This is a genomic window from Bdellovibrionales bacterium (assembly GCA_016714165.1).
Taxonomy (GTDB): domain Bacteria; phylum Bdellovibrionota; class Bdellovibrionia; order Bdellovibrionales; family UBA1609; genus JADJVA01.
In genome coordinates this window covers 2,239,853-2,259,200 of record JADJNU010000001.1, presented here as the reverse complement: position 1 = coordinate 2,259,200, position 19,348 = coordinate 2,239,853, and the positions used below count along the sequence as shown (strand labels likewise).

The 19,348-nt window shown below is 44.2% G+C and carries 21 protein-coding genes and 2 pseudogenes; 7 read left to right on the top strand and 16 right to left on the bottom strand.

The window, feature by feature from the left end:
- Positions 1-5 precede the first annotated feature (5 nt).
- Both IPJ71_10325 and IPJ71_10320 read left to right on the top strand, forming a co-directional pair.
- The gene (locus tag IPJ71_10325) at positions 6-452 is read left to right on the top strand and encodes a hypothetical protein (protein MBK7844074.1); all 447 of its coding nucleotides are present in this window, start codon (positions 6-8) and stop codon (positions 450-452) included.
- Positions 453-474: 22 nt separating this feature from the next.
- Positions 475-930 (top strand): DUF1499 domain-containing protein, encoded by a 456-nt coding sequence (locus tag IPJ71_10320; GenBank protein MBK7844073.1) that lies wholly within the window; start codon positions 475-477, stop codon positions 928-930.
- A 52-nt stretch (positions 931-982) separates the two neighbouring features.
- Here IPJ71_10320 and IPJ71_10315 read toward each other — a convergent pair whose 3' ends face one another.
- The 9 genes and pseudogenes from IPJ71_10315 to IPJ71_10275 all read right to left on the bottom strand — a co-directional run bounded on the left by IPJ71_10315 (position 983) and on the right by IPJ71_10275 (position 8,505).
- Complete coding sequence (locus tag IPJ71_10315) at positions 983-1,726, bottom strand: queuosine precursor transporter (GenBank protein MBK7844072.1); 744 nt, start codon at positions 1,724-1,726, stop codon at positions 983-985.
- Between the two features lie 15 nt (positions 1,727-1,741).
- Positions 1,742-2,692, bottom strand: a complete 951-nt coding sequence (locus IPJ71_10310; protein ID MBK7844071.1) for a heme A synthase — start codon at positions 2,690-2,692, stop codon at positions 1,742-1,744.
- Positions 2,689-3,573: a protoheme IX farnesyltransferase gene (locus IPJ71_10305; protein ID MBK7844070.1), complete on the bottom strand. Its 885-nt coding sequence runs from the start codon at positions 3,571-3,573 to the stop codon at positions 2,689-2,691. The genes IPJ71_10310 and IPJ71_10305 overlap by 4 nt, the downstream gene beginning before the upstream one ends.
- 62 nt (positions 3,574-3,635) lie before the next feature.
- The gene (locus IPJ71_10300; protein ID MBK7844069.1) at positions 3,636-3,968 is read right to left on the bottom strand and encodes a cytochrome C oxidase subunit IV family protein; all 333 of its coding nucleotides are present in this window, start codon (positions 3,966-3,968) and stop codon (positions 3,636-3,638) included.
- A gap of 10 nt (positions 3,969-3,978) precedes the next feature.
- Positions 3,979-4,632 carry a cytochrome c oxidase subunit 3 family protein gene (locus tag IPJ71_10295; protein MBK7844068.1) on the bottom strand — a complete coding sequence of 218 codons (654 nt, stop codon included), beginning with the start codon at positions 4,630-4,632 and terminating at the stop codon, positions 3,979-3,981.
- A pseudogene (locus IPJ71_10290) lies at positions 4,619-6,113 on the bottom strand (cbb3-type cytochrome c oxidase subunit I). Before IPJ71_10290 ends, IPJ71_10295 begins: the two are co-directional and overlap by 14 nt.
- Before the next feature lie 112 nt (positions 6,114-6,225).
- Positions 6,226-7,164: a cytochrome c oxidase subunit II gene (gene coxB / locus IPJ71_10285; protein ID MBK7844067.1), complete on the bottom strand. Its 939-nt coding sequence runs from the start codon at positions 7,162-7,164 to the stop codon at positions 6,226-6,228.
- Between the two features lies 1 nt (position 7,165).
- On the bottom strand, positions 7,166-7,990 hold the full coding sequence (locus IPJ71_10280) for an SCO family protein (protein MBK7844066.1): 825 nt from the start codon (positions 7,988-7,990) through the stop codon (positions 7,166-7,168).
- A 2-nt stretch (positions 7,991-7,992) separates the two neighbouring features.
- Entirely contained in the window at positions 7,993-8,505 is a 513-nt protein-coding gene (locus IPJ71_10275) for a cytochrome c (protein MBK7844065.1), read from the bottom strand.
- A 204-nt stretch (positions 8,506-8,709) separates the two neighbouring features.
- Here IPJ71_10275 and IPJ71_10270 point away from each other — a divergent pair, with 204 nt between their 5' ends.
- The 3 genes from IPJ71_10270 to IPJ71_10260 all read left to right on the top strand — a co-directional run bounded on the left by IPJ71_10270 (position 8,710) and on the right by IPJ71_10260 (position 10,523).
- Positions 8,710-9,396 carry a CsgG/HfaB family protein gene (locus IPJ71_10270; GenBank protein ID MBK7844064.1) on the top strand — a complete coding sequence of 229 codons (687 nt, stop codon included), beginning with the start codon at positions 8,710-8,712 and terminating at the stop codon, positions 9,394-9,396.
- A gap of 65 nt (positions 9,397-9,461) precedes the next feature.
- Positions 9,462-9,809: a DUF4810 domain-containing protein gene (locus IPJ71_10265; protein MBK7844063.1), complete on the top strand. Its 348-nt coding sequence runs from the start codon at positions 9,462-9,464 to the stop codon at positions 9,807-9,809.
- A 12-nt stretch (positions 9,810-9,821) separates the two neighbouring features.
- Entirely contained in the window at positions 9,822-10,523 is a 702-nt protein-coding gene (locus tag IPJ71_10260; GenBank protein MBK7844062.1) for a DUF799 family lipoprotein, read from the top strand.
- A 47-nt stretch (positions 10,524-10,570) separates the two neighbouring features.
- Here IPJ71_10260 and IPJ71_10255 read toward each other — a convergent pair whose 3' ends face one another.
- Positions 10,571-11,710, bottom strand: a complete 1,140-nt coding sequence (locus tag IPJ71_10255; protein MBK7844061.1) for a hypothetical protein — start codon at positions 11,708-11,710, stop codon at positions 10,571-10,573.
- Between the two features lie 75 nt (positions 11,711-11,785).
- A complete protein-coding gene (locus IPJ71_10250) occupies positions 11,786-12,976 on the bottom strand; it encodes an aldo/keto reductase (protein ID MBK7844060.1) in 1,191 nt (396 codons plus the stop codon).
- 86 nt (positions 12,977-13,062) lie between these two features.
- Here IPJ71_10250 and IPJ71_10245 point away from each other — a divergent pair, with 86 nt between their 5' ends.
- On the top strand, positions 13,063-13,671 hold the full coding sequence (locus tag IPJ71_10245; protein ID MBK7844059.1) for a hypothetical protein: 609 nt from the start codon (positions 13,063-13,065) through the stop codon (positions 13,669-13,671).
- A gap of 16 nt (positions 13,672-13,687) precedes the next feature.
- Here IPJ71_10245 and IPJ71_10240 read toward each other — a convergent pair whose 3' ends face one another.
- The 4 genes and pseudogenes from IPJ71_10240 to IPJ71_10225 form a co-directional block, all read right to left on the bottom strand.
- Entirely contained in the window at positions 13,688-14,083 is a 396-nt protein-coding gene (locus IPJ71_10240) for a hypothetical protein (GenBank protein ID MBK7844058.1), read from the bottom strand.
- 157 nt (positions 14,084-14,240) lie between these two features.
- Positions 14,241-14,663: a hypothetical protein gene (locus tag IPJ71_10235; GenBank protein ID MBK7844057.1), complete on the bottom strand. Its 423-nt coding sequence runs from the start codon at positions 14,661-14,663 to the stop codon at positions 14,241-14,243.
- Positions 14,664-14,667: 4 nt separating this feature from the next.
- A pseudogene (locus IPJ71_10230) lies at positions 14,668-15,982 on the bottom strand (cbb3-type cytochrome c oxidase subunit I).
- Between the two features lie 169 nt (positions 15,983-16,151).
- The gene (locus tag IPJ71_10225) at positions 16,152-16,511 is read right to left on the bottom strand and encodes an alkylphosphonate utilization protein (GenBank protein ID MBK7844056.1); all 360 of its coding nucleotides are present in this window, start codon (positions 16,509-16,511) and stop codon (positions 16,152-16,154) included.
- Between the two features lie 181 nt (positions 16,512-16,692).
- Between IPJ71_10225 and IPJ71_10220 the strand changes: the two genes are divergently transcribed.
- Complete coding sequence (locus IPJ71_10220; protein MBK7844055.1) at positions 16,693-17,364, top strand: MOSC domain-containing protein; 672 nt, start codon at positions 16,693-16,695, stop codon at positions 17,362-17,364.
- Here the strand turns inward: IPJ71_10220 and IPJ71_10215 are convergent, their stop codons facing one another.
- Positions 17,365-19,164, bottom strand: coding sequence for a hypothetical protein (locus IPJ71_10215; GenBank protein MBK7844054.1), 1,800 nt, complete (start codon positions 19,162-19,164; stop codon positions 17,365-17,367). It lies immediately after the preceding gene.
- Positions 19,165-19,348: the final 184 nt, after the last annotated feature.

The window sequence follows — 19,348 nt, the reverse complement described above, 5'->3', positions numbered from 1 at the left end:
CTTCAGTGATTGAGGGAGTAGGATTGGCCAAGCATTTTGAAACAGAATGGTTTTTTGAATCTTTCGCTTCGGACCTGACTTTCATCAAAAAGCGGATGTTTGGCAGCCTGGCAGCTTATTTAGATGGGAAGATTGTCGCTGTTCTTTCGGAGAACCACACGGATGAAGTCTGGAATGGAATTCTTCTCCCAACTGAGCTTCAATCTCATACTGATCTGCTGAACCAGTATCCTTTTTTGGAGAAACACAAGATTCTAAAAAAGTGGCTTTTTTTGCCTGCGACCGATTTTCATTTTGAGGAGCGTGCACTTCGTTTGGCGGCGAGAATTGCAGCAAGAGATCCCTTATTCGGGGTTGTGCCCAAGACAAAGAAAGCAAAGAAAGCAAAGAAAGCAAAGAGGGCAAAGAGGGCAAAGAGGGCAAATCGCACGAGAATAAAGAGATCCAACTAGGTCTCAGTCGAAGGAGTTTTCATTGGCATTTTTCTTACCCCCTATCAACGATATTACCACTGACTCGATTTCTCCACCTCGCTATGAATATCTATCTACTAAATTTTCAAATCTGAACTGGGCCTACAGACCCGAAAACTTCGTGGTCCAAAAAGCCAAATATCCAGAGATTAAGCCCTTAATCATTGAGAACTGTTTGCCGCCAGAGGTCTTTGCGCAGGTTTCTCAAATTGCGAGCGCCCAGAGTGATTGGACGGTTGTAAATATCAATTCAAAGGAGAGACGACTTGAGGCCACTGTGACCACACTTCTTTTGCGCTTTAAGGATGACGTGGTAATAGAAATCAGACCGGTACCTCCCGGAGGTTCCGAAGTTCAAATGCGCTCTAAATCCCGGGTTGGTCGTTCAGATTTTGGTGCCAACTCCAAACGCATAGCTCGATTCTTTTCTTTGATAGAGAAGCATTTTAAGCTTTAGACGAGAGTGTTGTATAGCGTGGTACAGTAGCCGAGGACTAGCCCATTGTGTTTTAATTCTTCATCGAGTGATTTGGTGATGATTCAAGAAGTGAATTCGTGGCCGCTGTCTCAATGAGCTGTGAAGACTCCGAATATCCCAGATAGCCATCAATGATATTGTGCAATAGATAAATAAAAGGTGTCAAACCGATGGCAATGAGGAGTTTGTAAGAATAATTAGTCGCGACGATGCGAAGAAAATCATTGGTTTCTATTTTACCGGGAAGCCAAAAAGCGATCGCAATGATGACAAAACTATCGACGAACTGAGAGATCACAGTGGATCCAGTTGCCCGCAGCCAGAGCATTTTTCCATCTGTTCTTTGGCGAAAAAACCAAAATACGCTGACATCTATCAGTTGTGAAATGGCAAAAGCCACCAGGCTTCCAATAATGATCCAAAGGGACTGTCCAAATACTTTCTGAAAGGCATCATCCTGAACTGGTGAAAAAGAGGCAGCAGGAATTTGTATGGCAAGGAACAAAATAACAAATGAGTAAGAAATCAAAAGAATTGTCATCAAGGTCAGACGCCGAACTCCATCTCGTCCAAAGTACTCATTGATAAGGTCTGTTGAGAGAAATACAATTGGCCACAAGATGACGCCAATACTGGCTGCGGGCTTGCCAATCAGTGGAAGATCCAGAGGAAAAAGAATCAGCTTAACTCCAATGACCTCTGCCAAAATAGCATTTGTGATAAAAAATCCAGTCAGAATAAGAAAGACAATATCGCGGCGAGATTCAATTTTCATAACTTCTCGTATTCTTCAAAGCAATTTCGAAAGACGCTGAGATTCAAAGATAATTCTGAGTCCGAACGCAAAAATAAGCGCAGCAAAGACAAGGTGTGCTACTGTGACGAGTGGTGGAATCCCTAGTTTCACATTGAAAATTCCCACAAGCAACTGCGCGAGAATGAGACCATTCATCCATCTTCCGGTGACCAACAGTGACTTGGGTACGTTCGTTTTAGACAGCAAATAATAGGCTCCAAAAATTGCAAAAATGGAAATGTAAGCCCCTATTCGATGAGTAATCTGTAATCCCACGAGGCCTCCAAATATGGGGAGCCATCGTCCTTGGCAAGTTGGCCAGTCGGGACAGGCCAAGCCAGCATAATTGGAAGACACGAGGCCCCCCAGCAAGATTTGAATATATATGATTGAGGAAACAAGGAGATAAGGAAGATTCGCCCGACCCAATCCTTTGATATTCAGGTCGGGCCTCTTACTGCCATTGGACTCCTCATGCTGAATGGACAAATAAATCCAAACCAAGCACCCAAAAAAGGCGATACCCAATCCCAGATGGGCTGTGACAGTTCCGAAATGCAAGAGCTTAAGAACAGTGAGTCCACCCATGATAATTTGAACGCCAAGGATCACTAGGGTGAATTTGCTCAAATTCCGTATATGACTTGGTATAGCAGGGTTGGCATGCATGGCGATGCTAAGTGCCAATGTCATCAAAGCAATGAAGCCAGCAAGGACGCGATGTATGAATTCAAAATAGACTCGTACGTCAAAGTCAGGAATAAATTGGCCAAAACAGAGCGGCCAATCAGGACAGGCAAGGCCTGCGTCCATGGCGCGCGTGGCACCACCCAAGGCAATCAAACTCAAAATTAAGATACAAAGAGCGAAGGTTCCCCTTCGGAGCATCAAGAGGGAGGGGGAAGAAAGTGGACTGGTCCAGGTCAAGAGAACTTGTCGGATCATTGGTTCCTCATTTCAAGAAAAATCTCCAACCATCTATCTAGGATGGGAACAAACAAAAAAGCCAACATACTGAAGTTGGTCCACAGAAAAAAGGAGAGCCAACCCGTTTTTCCTTTTGCACGAAAGAATTTCACAAATTCCAAAAGAACCTTAATCGAGAACGGGAGAACGATCAGAAGATAGAGCCAACCCGAATCTATCATCCACGGAGAGATCACTGCGAGCGCAACATAAACGAGCATGTATATTCCAATAAAATAGAGAGTGCGAGAGTCGGACATCGCAACAGGGAGAGTGGGTATATTTCCTTTTCGATAGTCCTCTTTGTATTTCAAAGCAAGCGCCCAAAAATGTGGCATTTGCCACATAAACATGACGAGAAATGCATAGACACATTCACGAGTAAAGATTTGAGGGCTATTGGCGGAATATCCAATCACCACTGGCATGGCACCCGGAATGGCGCCCGGAATGGCAGCAAAAATCCAGCGCGGTTTCCAGACTACGGTGTAGAGTCCATTGTAACAAAAAATTGTCAACAATCCCAGAAGTGCGGACAGAGGCTGTATCCAAAATAAAATAAGACTCCCACAGCTCATCAAAGACACAGAGACAAAAAGACCTTGCTGGGGAGTCAATTCGCCAGCAGCAATCGGCCGCGCTTGAGTTCTTGGCATCAACCTGTCCAGTTGATATTCCTGCACCTGGTTGAGGGCAAAACTACCTGCACTGATCAACGTGACTCCAAAAACAAGGCCCAAAAAATGGTTCCATTCAAAACTGTATTCGATTCTAAAACCAAGCCAGTAGCCGGCCACGGCAGTGAGCACGACAAACGGGATCAAATTGAATTTCACTAGGCGCTTTAAAAAAATAAGCACAGGTGCCTCACCTGACTGCTCCAAAATTGGAGTGTCGAACCATTCGGAATCGGAAGCTGTGTCTACTTAGGTGACTGGTCAAAACGAGTCAAGATATCAAAAATCGAGAAGCCATACAATACGACCAAAAAGAAAATACCCGATCCAAAAATAAGTCTGTTCATCTTGCCATCATACTTTAATCCCATAAAAAACAAGACGACCAAGGTGGCCTTTGTGCTTGCGACAGCCATCGCAAGAACGATGTTAAGTTTACCGAAATGAACGGCCTCACCCATGACCGTTGGTGAGAGGAGCACAGTCAGCAAAGTTAAAGTGATGAGGGCCGCAAAGGTCTTAAAATAAACCTGACTGGGAATAATGTGGTGTGAAGTATCGTGGTTTTCGTGTTCCATGGGGTCTCCCTTAAGTCAGATAAAATAGCGGAAAAAGAAAAATCCATATCAAATCAATAATGTGCCAAAAAAGGCCCACGCCCTCCACGGGTGTAAAGTATTTGGGTCCAAACTCACCCTTTGCGATAGCCCGATAAAGAATCCAACTGATCAGTCCCATGCCAATTAAAACGTGCGCTCCGTGGAGACCCGTCATGGTGTAGTACAAGCCAAAGTAAATCTTGATATGTTCAATATTGGCCATTTCCGGATTCGTGAAGAATTTTGCTGGGGCCAGACCCAAATGCAATTTATGAGAATATTCAAAATATTTCACCACCATGAAGACGGCTCCACACAAGACGGTTACGACGAGACTTATGATGGCCTTCTGTCGATCACCCTTTTGGAAATAGTGAATCCCCAATGCCATTGTGAGGGAACTAAAAATGAGCACAACAGTATTCAAGGCCCCCATTCGCCAATCCACAGTTGTGGCTCCCTTAACGAAGATCTCAGGGTACAAGCCCCGGAAAATTGTGAGGGCAACAAAGAGCCCACCAAACATGAGGATTTCGGTGGCAAGAAACAACCAAACTCCTTCCTTAGAGGCAATAAACTCCTTTTCAGGCGATTCGAAGTGATGTGCGTGATGGTGTTCAGATGCTGTCTTAGCGATACTCATAAGGACCCGCCGTAATGACTGGAGTTTTAATGAAGTTGTCATGAACTGGGGGTGAAGAAATCGTCCATTCCAGAGTTTTCCCTCCCCAGGGATTTGCTGTGGCCTTTCTTCCTGCAATGAGACCGTGAATAATTGTTCCTAATGCGATCAGAAAGCCAGTCGCAATTAAATAAGAGCCGAAGGTTGAAATCCGATTGAGAGCTGTGAACTCAGGAAGATAATCAAAATATCGTCGTGGCATTCCGAGACTCCCAAGAATAAATTGAGGGAAGAAGGTCACGTTAAAGCCAAGAAAAATAAAAAACCAGGATAATTTTGCCGGAAATTCATTGACCATTTTTCCAAACATCTTCGGAAACCAGTAATAAATCCCACCCATGAACGCCATGAGAGTCCCGCCTACCATCACATAATGAAAATGAGCGACAACAAAGTAGGTGTCATGCAGATGAACATCCAGGGCAATTGTTGCCAACATGATTCCAGTCAGACCGCCGATCAAGAAAAGAAACATAAATCCAACGGCAAAAAGCATGGGAGCATCCAATTTGACAGAACCCCTGTACATTGTGGCCACCCAATTAAACATCTTGATCGCCGTTGGAACACCCACGAGCATGGTAATAAATGAAAACAAAATTCCGGCCCACTCAGACTGACCACTGACAAAAAGGTGGTGTCCCCATACAAAAGAAACTCAGGACGGCAATTGCAAGGCTTGAATAAGCAATGGCTGTGTAGCCAAAAATAGTCTTTCGGGAAAAGGTAGCAATCAATTCCGAAATGACTCCCATAGCTGGCAGAATCATGATGTAGACGGCAGGATGTGAATAGAACCAAAAGAAGTGCTGAAATAGCACGGGGTCCCCACCTAGCGTGGGATCAAAAATACCGACTCCGAATATTCTTTCAAAAATAAGCAACAGAAGAGTGATTCCAAGCACAGGGGTAGCTAAAACCTGAAGGATAGCAGTTGAGTAAAGGGCCCACACCATCAATGGCATCCGAGTCATGGTCATTCCAGGAGCCCGGAGGCGATGCACAGTAACGATGAAGTTGAGCCCAGTCAGAATCGAGGACATGCCCATCGTGAAGGCGCCGGCAACCATGAGGATGACACCGCTCTTTGTTTGTAGACTGTAAGGGGTATAAAACGTCCATCCCGTGTCAACTCCAGTTGTGAAGAGCGAAGTCACGGACGTGAAGGCACCCAGCATAAAGACGTAATAGCTTGCCAAGTTGAGGCGTGGGAACGCAACGTCCTTGGCCCCAAGCATAATGGGTAACAAGAAATTTCCCAAAAATGCGGGAATCCCAGGGATTATCACCATGAAAACCATAATGGATCCATGATAGGTCATCACTTTGTTGTATTGATCGGGTCCCATGATTGTGGATCCCGGGGCAATCAGCTCTGTCCTGATCAGTAGCGCGTAAATTCCCCCAATGAAAAAGAAGACCAGAATGCTAAGGAAGTACATCAATCCGATCCGTTTATGGTCTAGGGTCGTCATCCACGACCAAAGCCCCTTCCCATGGTGCAGGTAGTCCTCATTGTGGGTTGCATTTGCAACATGAGCCATTGTCGTCTCCTTACTTCACTGTCTTGATAAATTCGATTAGGTCCGTTATCTCGTCATCTGTCAATTGCCCTTGGAAGGGTGGCATCTGCCCAGGAGTAAATCCTTTGACCACCTTGGCGTTCGGATTCAATAAGGATTCACGAATATAATTTTCATCAACAAGTGTGCTATTGCCATCCGATAACACCTCAGTTTTTCCAAAAACTCCTTTGAAGCTTGGGCCAATGACAGTTTTTCCGTCAAGGCTGTGACATGCGCTGCAGGCCTTTGCCTGATATAAGGCGCTTCCTCTCTCAGCTGGGCTGCTATTTGATTTTTCCTGACCAGCGCCTGAAAGCGAGAGCCATTCATTGAATTCATTTAGGGGAAGTACCTTCAGCTTGGCTAGCATATTTGAATGCTGGAGACCACAAAACTCAGTGCAAAAGATCTGAAATGTTCCGAGTTGATTCGCCTCGAACCAAAGCATCGTGTACATGCCGGGTACTGCATCCTGCTTGGTTCTGAAGGATGGAATAAATAAACTATGAATGACGTCTCCACTTGTCATGACAAGCTTGACGGGCGTGTTGATGGGAACGACCAATTCGTTCGTCGTTTTCTTTCCCGATTTGTACTGAAAATCCCAGCGCCACTGCCATCCTGTCACGCCAATTTCCATCGCGTTTTCTGGAACCTGTCGTTGGAGATAATAGACATAGGCACCCCAGGCGAAAACGCCTAAAAAAACCAGCAAGGGGATGAAGGTCCAAAGAAACTCCAAATGGTAATTATGGCTGATGTATGCCGTCTTGTCCGTCTCGGTTCGGCGCCGGTATTTGACAATGAAATAGAGCATTGCCACGATCAAAATCGCCCCGCCCAAAAAGCTCACTAACAGTAGACTATCGTAGAGCAGGTCCCATTGACCGGCAAAGGTCGAGGCCTGCGGTGGCAAAAAGGATCTCATGTCAGCTTGCTCCTTGGTGCTTCCAGTTTTTACGCCACGCTGGAATCAAGACCGCTGCCAGGGCAAGTATGGTCAAGATCGCAGCAATTCTCACTAAATTGTATGCATAGAAAGAATATTTACCCGCATTTGGGTCAAACTTAAAACAGAAAAGCATGACCTGCTCTGTCAGTGATCCAATCTTGCCCTTAGCTGCTTCTACCAAAGACAAACGAAAAGTGTTCTCTGAAAAAGCAATGCCATGAAGATATCTCGATATTTCCCCTTGTGGCGTTACAATAATTGCGGCAGAGGCGTGAGCCCACTCTCCCGTAGACTTTTCGAATCGATATCCGAATCCAGCTTGTTCAGCCAAACGCCGGGTATTCTCAGCGCTACCCACAAGAAAATGAAGCCCAGACTCTGCCTCGGGCCTTGTGAGTTGCTTCAGATGGCTTTGCTTTTTCTCAGCGGCCAATTCAGGGGATTCATTTGGATCAATGCTGATCGTTACAACTCGAAACTCTTTGCCTGGAGTCCATTTGCTCAATTTTAAAACCTCAAAAAAACCATTTAAAAAGAAATTACAAAGGTTGGGGCAGCCGTAGTAAACAAAATTTAATACCACAGGAATTTTTCCATCAAAGTACCTTGAAAGAGGAACTGTGGCGCCATTTTCATCTTGGAAGCTCAGAGAAAGATCGAGATGTGCGCCTAATTTTTCCTTTATTCCGATACCTTCCGTCTGAGCAGCTTTTACATTTGCATGTTCTTTGGGTGCCTGGCCTTGGTGGTTCGCCCCTGCTGACTGAACAAATAAAAGAATTGAAAAAATAAAAACCCGCACTCTTATTTTCCTGCCTTGAAATCATCGATTTCGCTTTGTGTGGGAAGAGTTGCAACTGCAGGTCCAGCCAATTCTCTTACATAGTGAACGAGAGCCCATTGGTCAATTTCGGGAAGATCAAAGGCCACCATCGCAGAATCTGGGATTCCCTTTTTAAGGGTCTTCAGGATGGAAAACGGGCTTGGTCCATTTTTCCAGTTTGCAGTCGAAGTAAAGTTTCGAGGTTTTGGATTGAGACTCATCCCTCCTGGGCCTTCCCCTGTTCCCTTGTCGCCGTGACAGACGCTGCAATAGGTTTCATAAAGGGCTTTTCCCTTCACGATGAGCTCAGGTGTTGCCACCCAAATATTTTCAGGCACAGGAGAAGACGCTTCATTTTTTTGAGATTTTGCAGGATCGCTGCCGGGCACGTCAGGATGTGGCAGTTTTTGAATGAAAAGAATGTACCCAAAAAAAACGAGAGAGACACCAAGTCCTGCACACAAAAAAAAGGCCCCACTTTTGTCTTCACTCATTGAAATAAAACCCCCATGCAGATCTTGCGGATGTCTTGTATGGAAATCGATAAAATAAATAAGACCTAAAAACTAGCCTAATTCTAAAATAATGAATTAAAAGTCGTTTATGTTGTATCGCGTTATATTGGGCCCTCGTTTATTGATAGTATCTTCCCTGCAGATCTGCTAAGGACACAAAGCATAAAGTGAAAGGAATTTCCTATGCGTCTGTCATCTATTGTATTTTCAGGTACTTTTTCGGCAATTTTTGGGGCCATTTTGATGAGTTGCGCTACAGAATCTCATCAAGCAGTGAAAGTCGAGCAGTCTGCATCTGCCAACACAGCCTCCAGTTATCAGGGCGAAAGGCATCCTGTTGTCGTGGGTAAATTTGATAATCGATCAGGTTTTATGAGAGGGGTTTTCAGCGATGGACCAGATCGTCTTTCAAGTCAGGCCAAAACAGTTTTGATTGCGCACCTACAGCGCACTGGACGCTTTAGTGTTCTTGATCGTGACAATATGGAAGAAAATTCTGGTGAAGCAAAGCTCTCCGGAAAAAAGCAAAAAATAAAGGGAGCAGATTTTACCATCACGGGTGACGTAGCGGAGTTTGGTCGCAAAGAGATCGGCGATCGCCAACTGTTTGGAATCGTAGGCAGTGGTAAAAAGCAAGCAGCATATTCGAAAATCACTTTGAATGTGGTGGATGTGGCTACTTCAGAGGTCGTGTTTTCAGCTTCAGGTTCTGGTGAATATACTCTCAGCAATAGGGAGGTATTTGGTTTTGGCGGAACTGCTGCCTATGACTCCACCCTCAATGGAAAGGTGTTAGATCTTGCTATGCGTGAAGCTGTCGATCGTCTGGTTGAAGGTCTTGAACAGAAGAAATGGACCGTAACAAAATAGTGAAAATGCACACGTACGATATTGTGAAAATGCGCAAATACAATGCGTTCAAAGTATTTGTCCCTTTGCTCTCCTCTCTGAGGATTTCATTATTTCTAATCGTGACTACTTTTGTATGTGGGTGCGCGAGCCATTCAATTTATTATTGGGGCGATTATGAGGAGCTCATCTACTCCCAATATCATGAACCGGGCAAAGCAATGCCAGAATATCAGATTGAAAAAATGCAGGCTGATATTCAAAGGGCAAAAAGCAACAGCAAGCCCCTACCACCAGGATTTTACGCTCATTTGGGCTATCAATATTTACAGCTAGGAAAAGCAAGTGAGGCTCGACAGTGTTTTGAAACAGAGAAGGGAAACTTTCCTGAGTCGGCGGTGCTGATGGATCGGTTTTTGAAAAAATTGAAGTAGGAACTATGTTGAATGAAGTATCAAAGAAGTTTTAAAGCACTTTCGCAGGCGGGGTTCAATATAAGGGTATTGTTCAACATAGGGGTATTATTTTCGGTCATCGGGATTCTTCTTGTTCTTGCTGGCTGTGCAAGCCACACTCCTTATAACTATGAAAAATTTCGAGCGGCCAAGCCTCGCTCGATTCTCATATTGCCTCCTACCAATCAGAGCACAGATATTCAGGGAACTTATAGTTATCTATCAACGGTTACGATGCCAGTGGCTGAAAAGGGATACTACGTCTATCCTGTCGCTCTAATCGATCAGATGATGAAGGAAAATGGCCTTCCGTCTGCGAATGAAATGCATCAGGCTTCACTGAAAAAAATTCGAGAAATTATCAGTCCTGATGCTGTTCTTTACCTGAATTTAGAGCAGTATGGTACAAAGTTTGTTTTATTGAGTAGTCAAACGACTGTGACTGTGTCGGGCAAGCTTATTTCCGCTAAGTCAGGCGAAGTTCTTTGGGAAGGTCGCGCGACTGCAACTGAGTCCTCTTCATCGGGTGGAGGAGGACTAGCTGACATGCTCGTAAACGCGGTTGTTAGTCAGGTCGTCAGTTCAAGCAGTGATCATGCACATGAGGTATCTGAACAAGCGAGCCACGTGCTTTTTTGGAGCAATAGCCAAGGACTCTTAAATGGTCCCTACAAAGCAAGACCAAATGAATAGGTGTTGATTCTTTTTTATTGATTTCCCTCTAAAAGAGTTTTCGCCATCTATAAGTTGCGATCAAGATGGGAATCGAACTGGAACTCAAGATTTTGAGGTGGAATTGGGTCAGGAGATCCCCACTCAATTCCACCTGCCGAAGTAGAGACTTCCGCTATTTTTTCCCAGCCCTTTATAAAAGAGGCGCGCTCATAGAGCTTCACCTGAATGTTACCGAGAAGAGCTTCGTAATCGTAGAACAGGGAGTCCTGAGGAGTCTCAAAGGGTAAAAGTAAGAATTTTCCCGAAGGGGCTGAGGCCGATATTTCAATGCGTTCGCCCTTATGATTCTCGGCAGCAAGCTCCCAGAGTCCCCAGTGGATATCAAACTTCACCCGGTGACCATCGGTACTGCGAAAAACATATTCCCGTCCCTTGTGTCGAAAACCAACGCATAAACCTGTTAGCCAATAGAAGGAATTAAAAATCTTCGGCTTTCCTCCGCCCGCCGCGAGGACCGTTCCTGGAGAGCCCTCAAAATGATTAGACACCAACCAAGTCCACCACTTTGGAAATGTGCGACCCCAGTTGCGATCCTGATAAGAGGGGGCTTGTTCCAAATAGATTCGTTTCTTGTCGATTTCAATCCACCCGCTTGCGTGAGCGGAAGCTTGTGCTGGATACCAGTAAATTCCAGAAATGCCAGCCACTTGGAGACCCCATCCCATCGCATTAAAGGCCCAGTCCTTTTCAAACTCCAAATTCCAGCGAATTCTCCTTCCCTTTTTGTCGATAACTTCTCCGGATATGAAACGATCAGTTGCTCTATTACTTGAGATATCAACGCGAACGCGGTCATATTGTGCTGAGAAATCAGACAAGGGAAAATTCTTCTGGTAGAAATACATTTCGCGAAAAGATCCAAATTGAAGGAAGGAGCGTCCTCCCTGTACATCCCAGGGATTTATGACCCCGTAGGTAAATAGAAATGCCTCACTGGTCGCTGGATCGATGACCTTATAGTACCACCACTCATACCAGTTTCTGGTGTCAGGGCGGCGAGATCCTGATTGTGCAGATTTCCTTTTCCACTGGTAGGTGTTGTATGGATCAACCTCATCAGAGACTGCACTTGCTGTCGAAGCTTGATATGGCAGCACAACCAAGAGCAAGAGCAAGAGCAAGTGACAAATCCATTTCCAAAACATAGAAATATGTTAGCTTCGAAGAGTCTGATTTGCAATTTGGTCCCCTTGTGCCTTCTGGACCTTCAGTCCAATTGCTTACTTTCGAAATTCCGGAGTTTTAGAATTATCATAAAGAAAATCCAAATCATCTTGAGTCAGCATTTTAGAAAGTTCTAGAGCTGAAACTGTCCGTTTGAGCTGGTCCAAGGTTCGGGGGCCGATGATTAAAAAGTCGGCCCTTGGGTGCGCGAGCACATAGGCGTTGGCCACCTGGTCGGGCGTGTAGTTTGACTTGTGTAGGAGGTTAAAACCATCGGTGAATTCATTCACCCGCCGAAACCTGGCTTCATTGGAGGCGTGAAATAGAGACTCATAGACATGGCCCCAGTATCGATCTCCCTGATCTCTCAAGTCTCGCGCGTGAGCCTTGGCTTCTGCCCAGGTTTTAGAGAAAATTGAAAATCCGCCCAGCGGAGAATAGGTCATCATTTTGATTCCCTTTTGAAACTCCGGATCCATCATCTCTCGATGATAAACCTGAACTCCTCCCGAATGGATCGTGACTGAGCTCATCTCCAGTATTGAAAAATAGGGACTGCTGACAACAGGCATGACTAACTGGGCGTTCTCGTGTGCCGCATTTCGAGCCTCCTCAATTCTTTCCGGTAACCAATTGGAAAGTCCCAACATCATAAACTTACTTTTGATGTCAGGGTGACTGAGAGCCTCCAAGATATTTCGTGCTGGAGTAAATGGTCGATTGATTTTGTTGTAATTCAAAAAATCCAAGTCGTCTCGGTGCATGAGGTAAATGGAAATATGACCATTTAAACGCTGGAAGGACCCCTCAATTTCTTCTTTCACATTCGATACGATTCGGTCCTTACTTCCTTTTAGGCGGCTCTCATAACTTCCCGGCCCAATATCAAAAGGAAATCCTCCCTTTGTAATGACGTAAAGATCATCCCTATTTTGCGCTTTAAGCCATCGTCCGAGTTGGTCCTCTATTGAGTTAACGTAAATGGGTGCCGTATCAAACATGTTGATACCTTGAGCAACGGCTTCATTTAACACAGCCACTGCTTGATCATGGGGAATTTTTCCCAAATGATCTGTTCCCATAATCAAACGAGAAATTCTTAGTTGAGCACCCGATGGATTCCCTAAGCTTTGGTACTCCATCCTTGCCTGACTAGTAAAAGGCAAACACGTACTAAAAAGAAAAAAAACAAAAATTAAATGCTTACCATAAATCAAATCCAGTTTATAAGCTTTGTGATCCATCATTAGTCCGTCCTGTGTCCAAATAATTATCTTTGAGGAATTGGTAGTCAGTACTTAAATCATTTTTGTAAATAAGAAAGGAAATGTTTATGTTCAAAATGCCATTTTTTTTATTCTCCCTATTTTTGTATTTGTGTTGTGGGTGTGCGGTAGGTCCTTTAGTAAGCCATGAAACGGCTCGTACGGTAGGTCAGTCTCATCATGAATTAATAGGTGGCTTTGGACAAGCGGGTTATGTTCTAAAGTGGAACTATGGATTGACAGATCGTTTGGATTGGGGGCTTCAGTGGGAATCACTGAGCATTGGGATTCGCGGTAAATATGCGGTCATCAATGGCAAAGATGATGGGCTCTCACTGGCTTTGGCACTGGGCACGGGAGCCTCTGTGGGTGGGAGTCACGTTTATGGCGATATCATTGCGAGTTATCTCGCTGGGTCGTGGGAGCCCTACTCGACGATAAGAGTTGTTCATGTAACTAATGATCCAGTGGAACTGAGCGAAAAGGACACGGGAAAAATTTTATTTGCAGTGAGCAAAAGCGAATATGTTTATGGGCAGGTTTTTTTGGGAACAAGATATTGGTTTAATCCGCGCTGGCTTTTATCGCTAGAAGGAAGTTCACTTTTTTCTCTCTCGTCAGGTTTTGAAATCGAAAACAATTTGATTTTAGGAGCTGCCTTGGGATATCGATATTAATACCTAATCGGGGAATTTATTGGTGAGTGATTGAATCATTCTCTAGGCACGTCAGATTTCTAAATATGAGTCCGCCGGGTCCATCTTTCAAAACACTCAGGTCACCAGTAACCACTTGATCACTTCTGGAAATTGTCAGTTTAAAAGTTTGATTTGAGTCTTGATATAAACTCTTGTCGGTAGATTCCGTGACTTCATAGGCGGAATCAAGCTTTTCCGAGTTTTCATCGTCATCATGTTTGACAACCAAAGCCAAAAGACCAGAATCATTTTTGGCTGTGATGCCCACTTCGACCCACTGGTCACCTTCGTCCTGCCAGCACGAGAGGAGTGTTTCCTTGGTTGTTTCCTTTCTCGTCGCTTGGGCACTGAAAATCACAAATAAAGTCAGAAAACCAAAAAAAACATCCACCGAAGAACCCCTGAATTTTGAGTTGGTCAACATAAAAATTCCCCAGGCAAAGATTAGCAAAAAAGTGCCGATGGACAAAGCTCCTTGAACGAAAATCCCTTATTTAACTTTTATGCATGAGTTAAAATCAAGTCAGCATTTCAAATTTTCATGATTTTCAATGGTCTTTGTGACCTCTGTTTGTGGGCTCATGTCTTAGAGGCAATCGATATGAGACTTCCTGGCCTTTCTGCCCTTCTCGTTGGCTTAAGAGAAGAAGAGTGCCCTTTTTTGCTTTTGCAATATCTAAATTCTTCGGAAAGGAGCAAAGAAAATAGAGTTCCTCCTTTGTCTCACATGTTGCCTTTACTTTGCTTGTTTCGAAGTAATTGAGTTCCAGGTGGGAATTCTTAATCGAGGGGTTTTTCCAATTGATATCCAAAAGGAAAACCTTAAACTGACGGTCTCCAACTGGGAGAATTTCGGAGTGAAAAGCTCCCGGCATACGAATAAACCCCCCGTGAGGTCCGGGCTGACTTTCGCCATGTCCCCACGAGATAGGTGCGCTCACAGTCATCAAGGCAAAAACAATGAATCTCATTCCCCTATCCTTCCAATTTCAATGACCAAAAGGAAACTCGAATGAGCTTTTCATTCCATTGGGCCCTAGGAAACAGATGTTGACAGCAAAAAAGCATTCCACACAAGGCAATATTCCCTTTCACTCCAAACATAACGCCATGTGCATGGTTATTTGTGAGATACGTCGCATGCTCAAAATAGTTGACGATAGGAAGATTGATCAGTTAGCCAAAAACGCCGGCTGCGAAAATATTTCAGAAATTTACAGAGAGAATAAAAAGCCAAATCTCCTTCATCACGATCGATTGTTTGCCGCCGAGCTTGAGGTGATCTGCTTGTTTGCCTTTTTGCCGCATTCCCCAGGCATCGAGAGTGAGAAGCAGCAAAGGGAGAACTTGCAAAGTTGAGAAGACGCTTCCGAGCGCAATGATTCCTGTCGGCTTTGCTATCCAGTAAAAATTGTGTGCGACCCCAATCGTTGCTGTAAATAAAAACATCATGACTGCGAGAGATATGGCTCTTTCGGCCATCACTCTCTCAACAAAGCCCATTTGCACCAGAAGATAGGCAACAATAACTGTCGTAAATACTTCAAATGTCACCTCCACCCACATGTGAACGACCATCCAGCGCCAATAATCTGCCACCGCAAAATTTGATTCCGGAAGAACCATGAGTCCAAAGAAAAGAAAAAACACCATCACACCGCTGCCATAAAGCAACCAAGCGGGAACGGACCAGAGGTTCTTCTTTGTCAACCAAGGCTTCACCGCTCTATAAATAATCAAGATCCAGAGAGCAAACGCCGCAAGAAGTATGGTTTGGAACAGGCGACCGAGCTCCATGAATTCCCAGCCTTGGCTTCCAACCCAATATGCCAAGTTTCCGGAAATAATTCCCTTCTGACCCAGGTAGATACCCACCAGAGCCCCAAGCCCGACCAAAACACACATGCAAAAGAGAAGATTGATAAGCTGCCTTTGACCGCGTGGTACCTAAGCCAATCGAGGAAGGAAAAAAATAGTGTATCCTACCCAGCACATGAAGAACCAGAAAATCTGAAAAAGAGTGTGGTAACTTCGAGAAACTGAAAAAGGGATGATATCGCCAAGGTAAATTCCAAATGGGCGAACGAAATCAGTGGCACATATTATTCCAGCCAGAATCTGGAATCCGAAAAGTATCATCGCGAGGGCAAAGAACTTATATGTTGATCTTTGAGTGGGATAAACAATGTTTTTTCAAGATCACCGTTGTGAGAAGCTTTCCCTTTGTCGAATCCGTGAACGGATCGGGAAAGATCACCTTTATTTGGCCATAAACATACAAAACCAACATGATGCCAAAAAATAAAACAAGAATCGAAATCTCGCTCCATACCAATACTTTTTGTTCAGTAGAATCTGCGCGATGTTATTTTTGTTTGAAGCCATAAGTGACATTCCTCCCCCAAGAAGTTGACTCTTAATAGTTCAGTAACAAACAGCAAGGATAGCAGTGGGTTGCGCTAAATCTTTTTTACGACCGAAGATTTTAAATTGAGTGCCCCGAATCCATCAATTTTACAGGCAATGTCGTGGTCGTCGACTGCATCGATAATTCGAATATTTTTTACTTTTGTGCCTGCCTTTAAGACAGAAGATGATCCCTTGATCTTTAGATCTTTAACGATAATGACAGAGTCTCCCGAATTTAAAACATGCCCATTGGCGTCCTTGGTCAATTGCAAAGCAGACTCTTCGTTATTTGGTTCATTTGAAGCTACAAAGGAACTCCACTCATGAGAGCACTCTGGGCAAACCCAAAGATTGCCGTCCTGGTAGATGTTTTCTGATTTACACTGAGGGCATTCCAATTGATTTTTCATTTTCGAACCAAGCATATCCGATAGAACCATAATTAACTAATCTAAAATTTTTAGATCTGCACCGCACAAGAGTTCGGACGAGTTTAACCAGGATTCAGAAGAAGAAAATGGACGTCAAAAAATAGCTGATATACAGATGGAGAAAGTTTGAATTAGATCTCTCGTTCGGAGGAGGTGATGTATGAAATACAAAGTCTTGAGTCTGCACAGGGGGCAGCCGAATTTTTTGAATCACAGGCCAGAGATCTTTACTGGGATCAATAAGGCAGAAGTAGACTTATTAACAGTTTTTTTTGATCGTATAGAAGGTGATGGGGTCGCAAACCGGATTCATCATGGTGGAAGCAAAAGAGTGATTCACCACTTTCCGAGAGAACACTATGAGTTCTTTAGGGAAACATATAACGGCAAGGAATTTAGCGAAGGATCTATGGGAGAAAATCTATCCACCCGAGGAGTGGGCGAATCAGATGTCTGCATTGGTGATATCTATGAAATCGGAAAAGTCCGGCTCGCACTCACAGAGCCACGAAAGCCCTGTGCGACGATAGATCATCAATTTGGAGTCAAGGGGTTGGCTCGACTGACCCAAGAGAAATCAAAGACGGGTTGGTTTTATAAGGTATTGAGGGAGGGTTTAATCAGAAGAGGACAGAAACTGATTCTATTGGAGAGGCCATTTCCTCAATTGACAGTTGAGAGCTGTATTCAAGCCCTCTTGGTAACATTTGATAAGAATATTCTTGGTTTGATTTCAAGTAATCCTGTTATATCTGAGTCCTGGCGGAGACCAGCTCAAGATTACTTAATAACTGGCATCAGACCTGATGACAGGAAGAGATTGGGAGACTAATTACTTTTTTTGAATCAGAGAAAGGTCAATCTCTCTGATCCTTAAAAATGAAACACCAGCAGATCCCGTTCCATTCTGTAAATGATCGTTAATTTCGCCAAATTTAAGTTCAAAATTTCTTCTTGTAACAAGTCCATTGTCCTCAATTGAATCAATGAGGGTTTTAAGAGCGGGATCTAAATTCGATTTTTCATTTAGTTCTAAAGTTGTCAGACCCAATTCGCGAGCGACATCATTGATGGACAGATTTGATTGGTATCTGTAAAAGACCGGAGTGATGGGCTCTCCAATGGTTTGTTCTCCGCCAATAGCCAAAAGGGCCGCTTGAAAGCGACGATCATCCTGGTCGAATATTTCACTCATTTCAGAATTCAGTTTGTGCATCGAATTTACAGCAGCAAAAGTATCTGGACGAAATAGACCAGAATTTGCCGATACGGAGGATCGCACGGAATCCACGTTGCGATTCATTCCTTGAGCGTGGCAGGAGATACAGGAAATACCATTCACAACATCACGATCAATTCGAAGTGGGTCCTGTACGACAGTGACTGGCGCAACGTCAATCCGGTGACCCTTTTCATTTACGATAACATAGGCCTGCAAACCGTTTGGAAGATTAAAGATGATTTCACCTCCATCTTGAATAAAGGTCTCCGGTTCAAAAAAATTCATATTGAGAGCTATAGGACCTACAGGAAAATTGAAGATACTCGCGCGTCCGCTAGTTGTGGCGAAATCATAGCTCTTCCAGTAAGCCCCGAATCGAGTTGGGTGGCGTTCAATCAATCGGTTATTAGCTGAAACAAAGGAATTTTTAATGCCAACTCGAGCAACGTTTCTTTCATTCAAATTTTTCGTCACGTCCACGCCAAGAGCAAATTCAAGATCCGCTATTTCTGACGGAATTTGCAAAATTTTATAATACAATTCGGGTTCGCTGAGAGCCTTGAGGAGCCAGTCTCCTCTCACAATAGGGACAGAAGTACCTAGCTCGAGGGCAATTTCTTTGGTTTGGAGTGTTTCCGCAGAACTAGATGGAGTTCTTGCATACGGATAGGCTGCTGCAATTGCGCCCCAGGTAACCTGGGTCCACTGAAGCTTTGAAAGATCAATACGAAAGATCAAATTTGACTCACTGATTGAGGTCGGGGTATAGATTTGGTCTGCCCATGATAGGCTGTTTAATATTTTTGACAATGCCAAACGTAGCTGCCGGATTTCGCTGAGGGTAATTTTATCCTGGTTGAGATAAGAAAAATTAACATATCTCTGACTGGCCAAATCAACCTGCCGTCCCTTTATTTCGGAAATATCCTGTTGGATAAGACTCAATACTTCAGCCGAACTTCTCGTTTCCGTCGGCTGCAGGTCGGGAGAAACATCGTTCGCCCCGGCCTGGATCCAATCCGCAATCACTTGTTGCTCTTCAACGGGCATGATTTGGCCCTTTGGCATGTAACCTGATTTCAACATTCGTACGAGAGGAGAATTTTCTGAGTCTCCAGGAACAATTAAATTTCTTTCTCTGAGAATGGATGTGCTGGCAATGTTTCTGATACCGCCAAAGCCTTGGCTGTCAACGCCATGGCATCCAGCACATCTCGCCTGAATAATATCCATGGCTCTCAGTTCGATAGAAATTTTCTCAATCTCAGTGGAAGAGGGACCAGAGGAAGAAGGGCCGGCGGAATTATTGCTTTTGAGGACAATTTTGGGCGTAAAGGAGGAGCAAGAAGACCATGGAGCCAGAAACGCTAAACAGCAAATGATTAAACAAATATGATTAAATCTCTTCACTAAAATGCCCCTCCCCATTTCTCCCTGGAAGTTACATTTGCAATGACGCAGCCACTCACTTTGATTTGAGACGCAGCTAATGAGTTAATAGGATTCAGAACTGTCTATGATTGGATCGAATGGCAAATTTCGATACGGGTTGCCCCAGATTGAGATGTCTAAACCTTAAGCGCCACAAACTCAA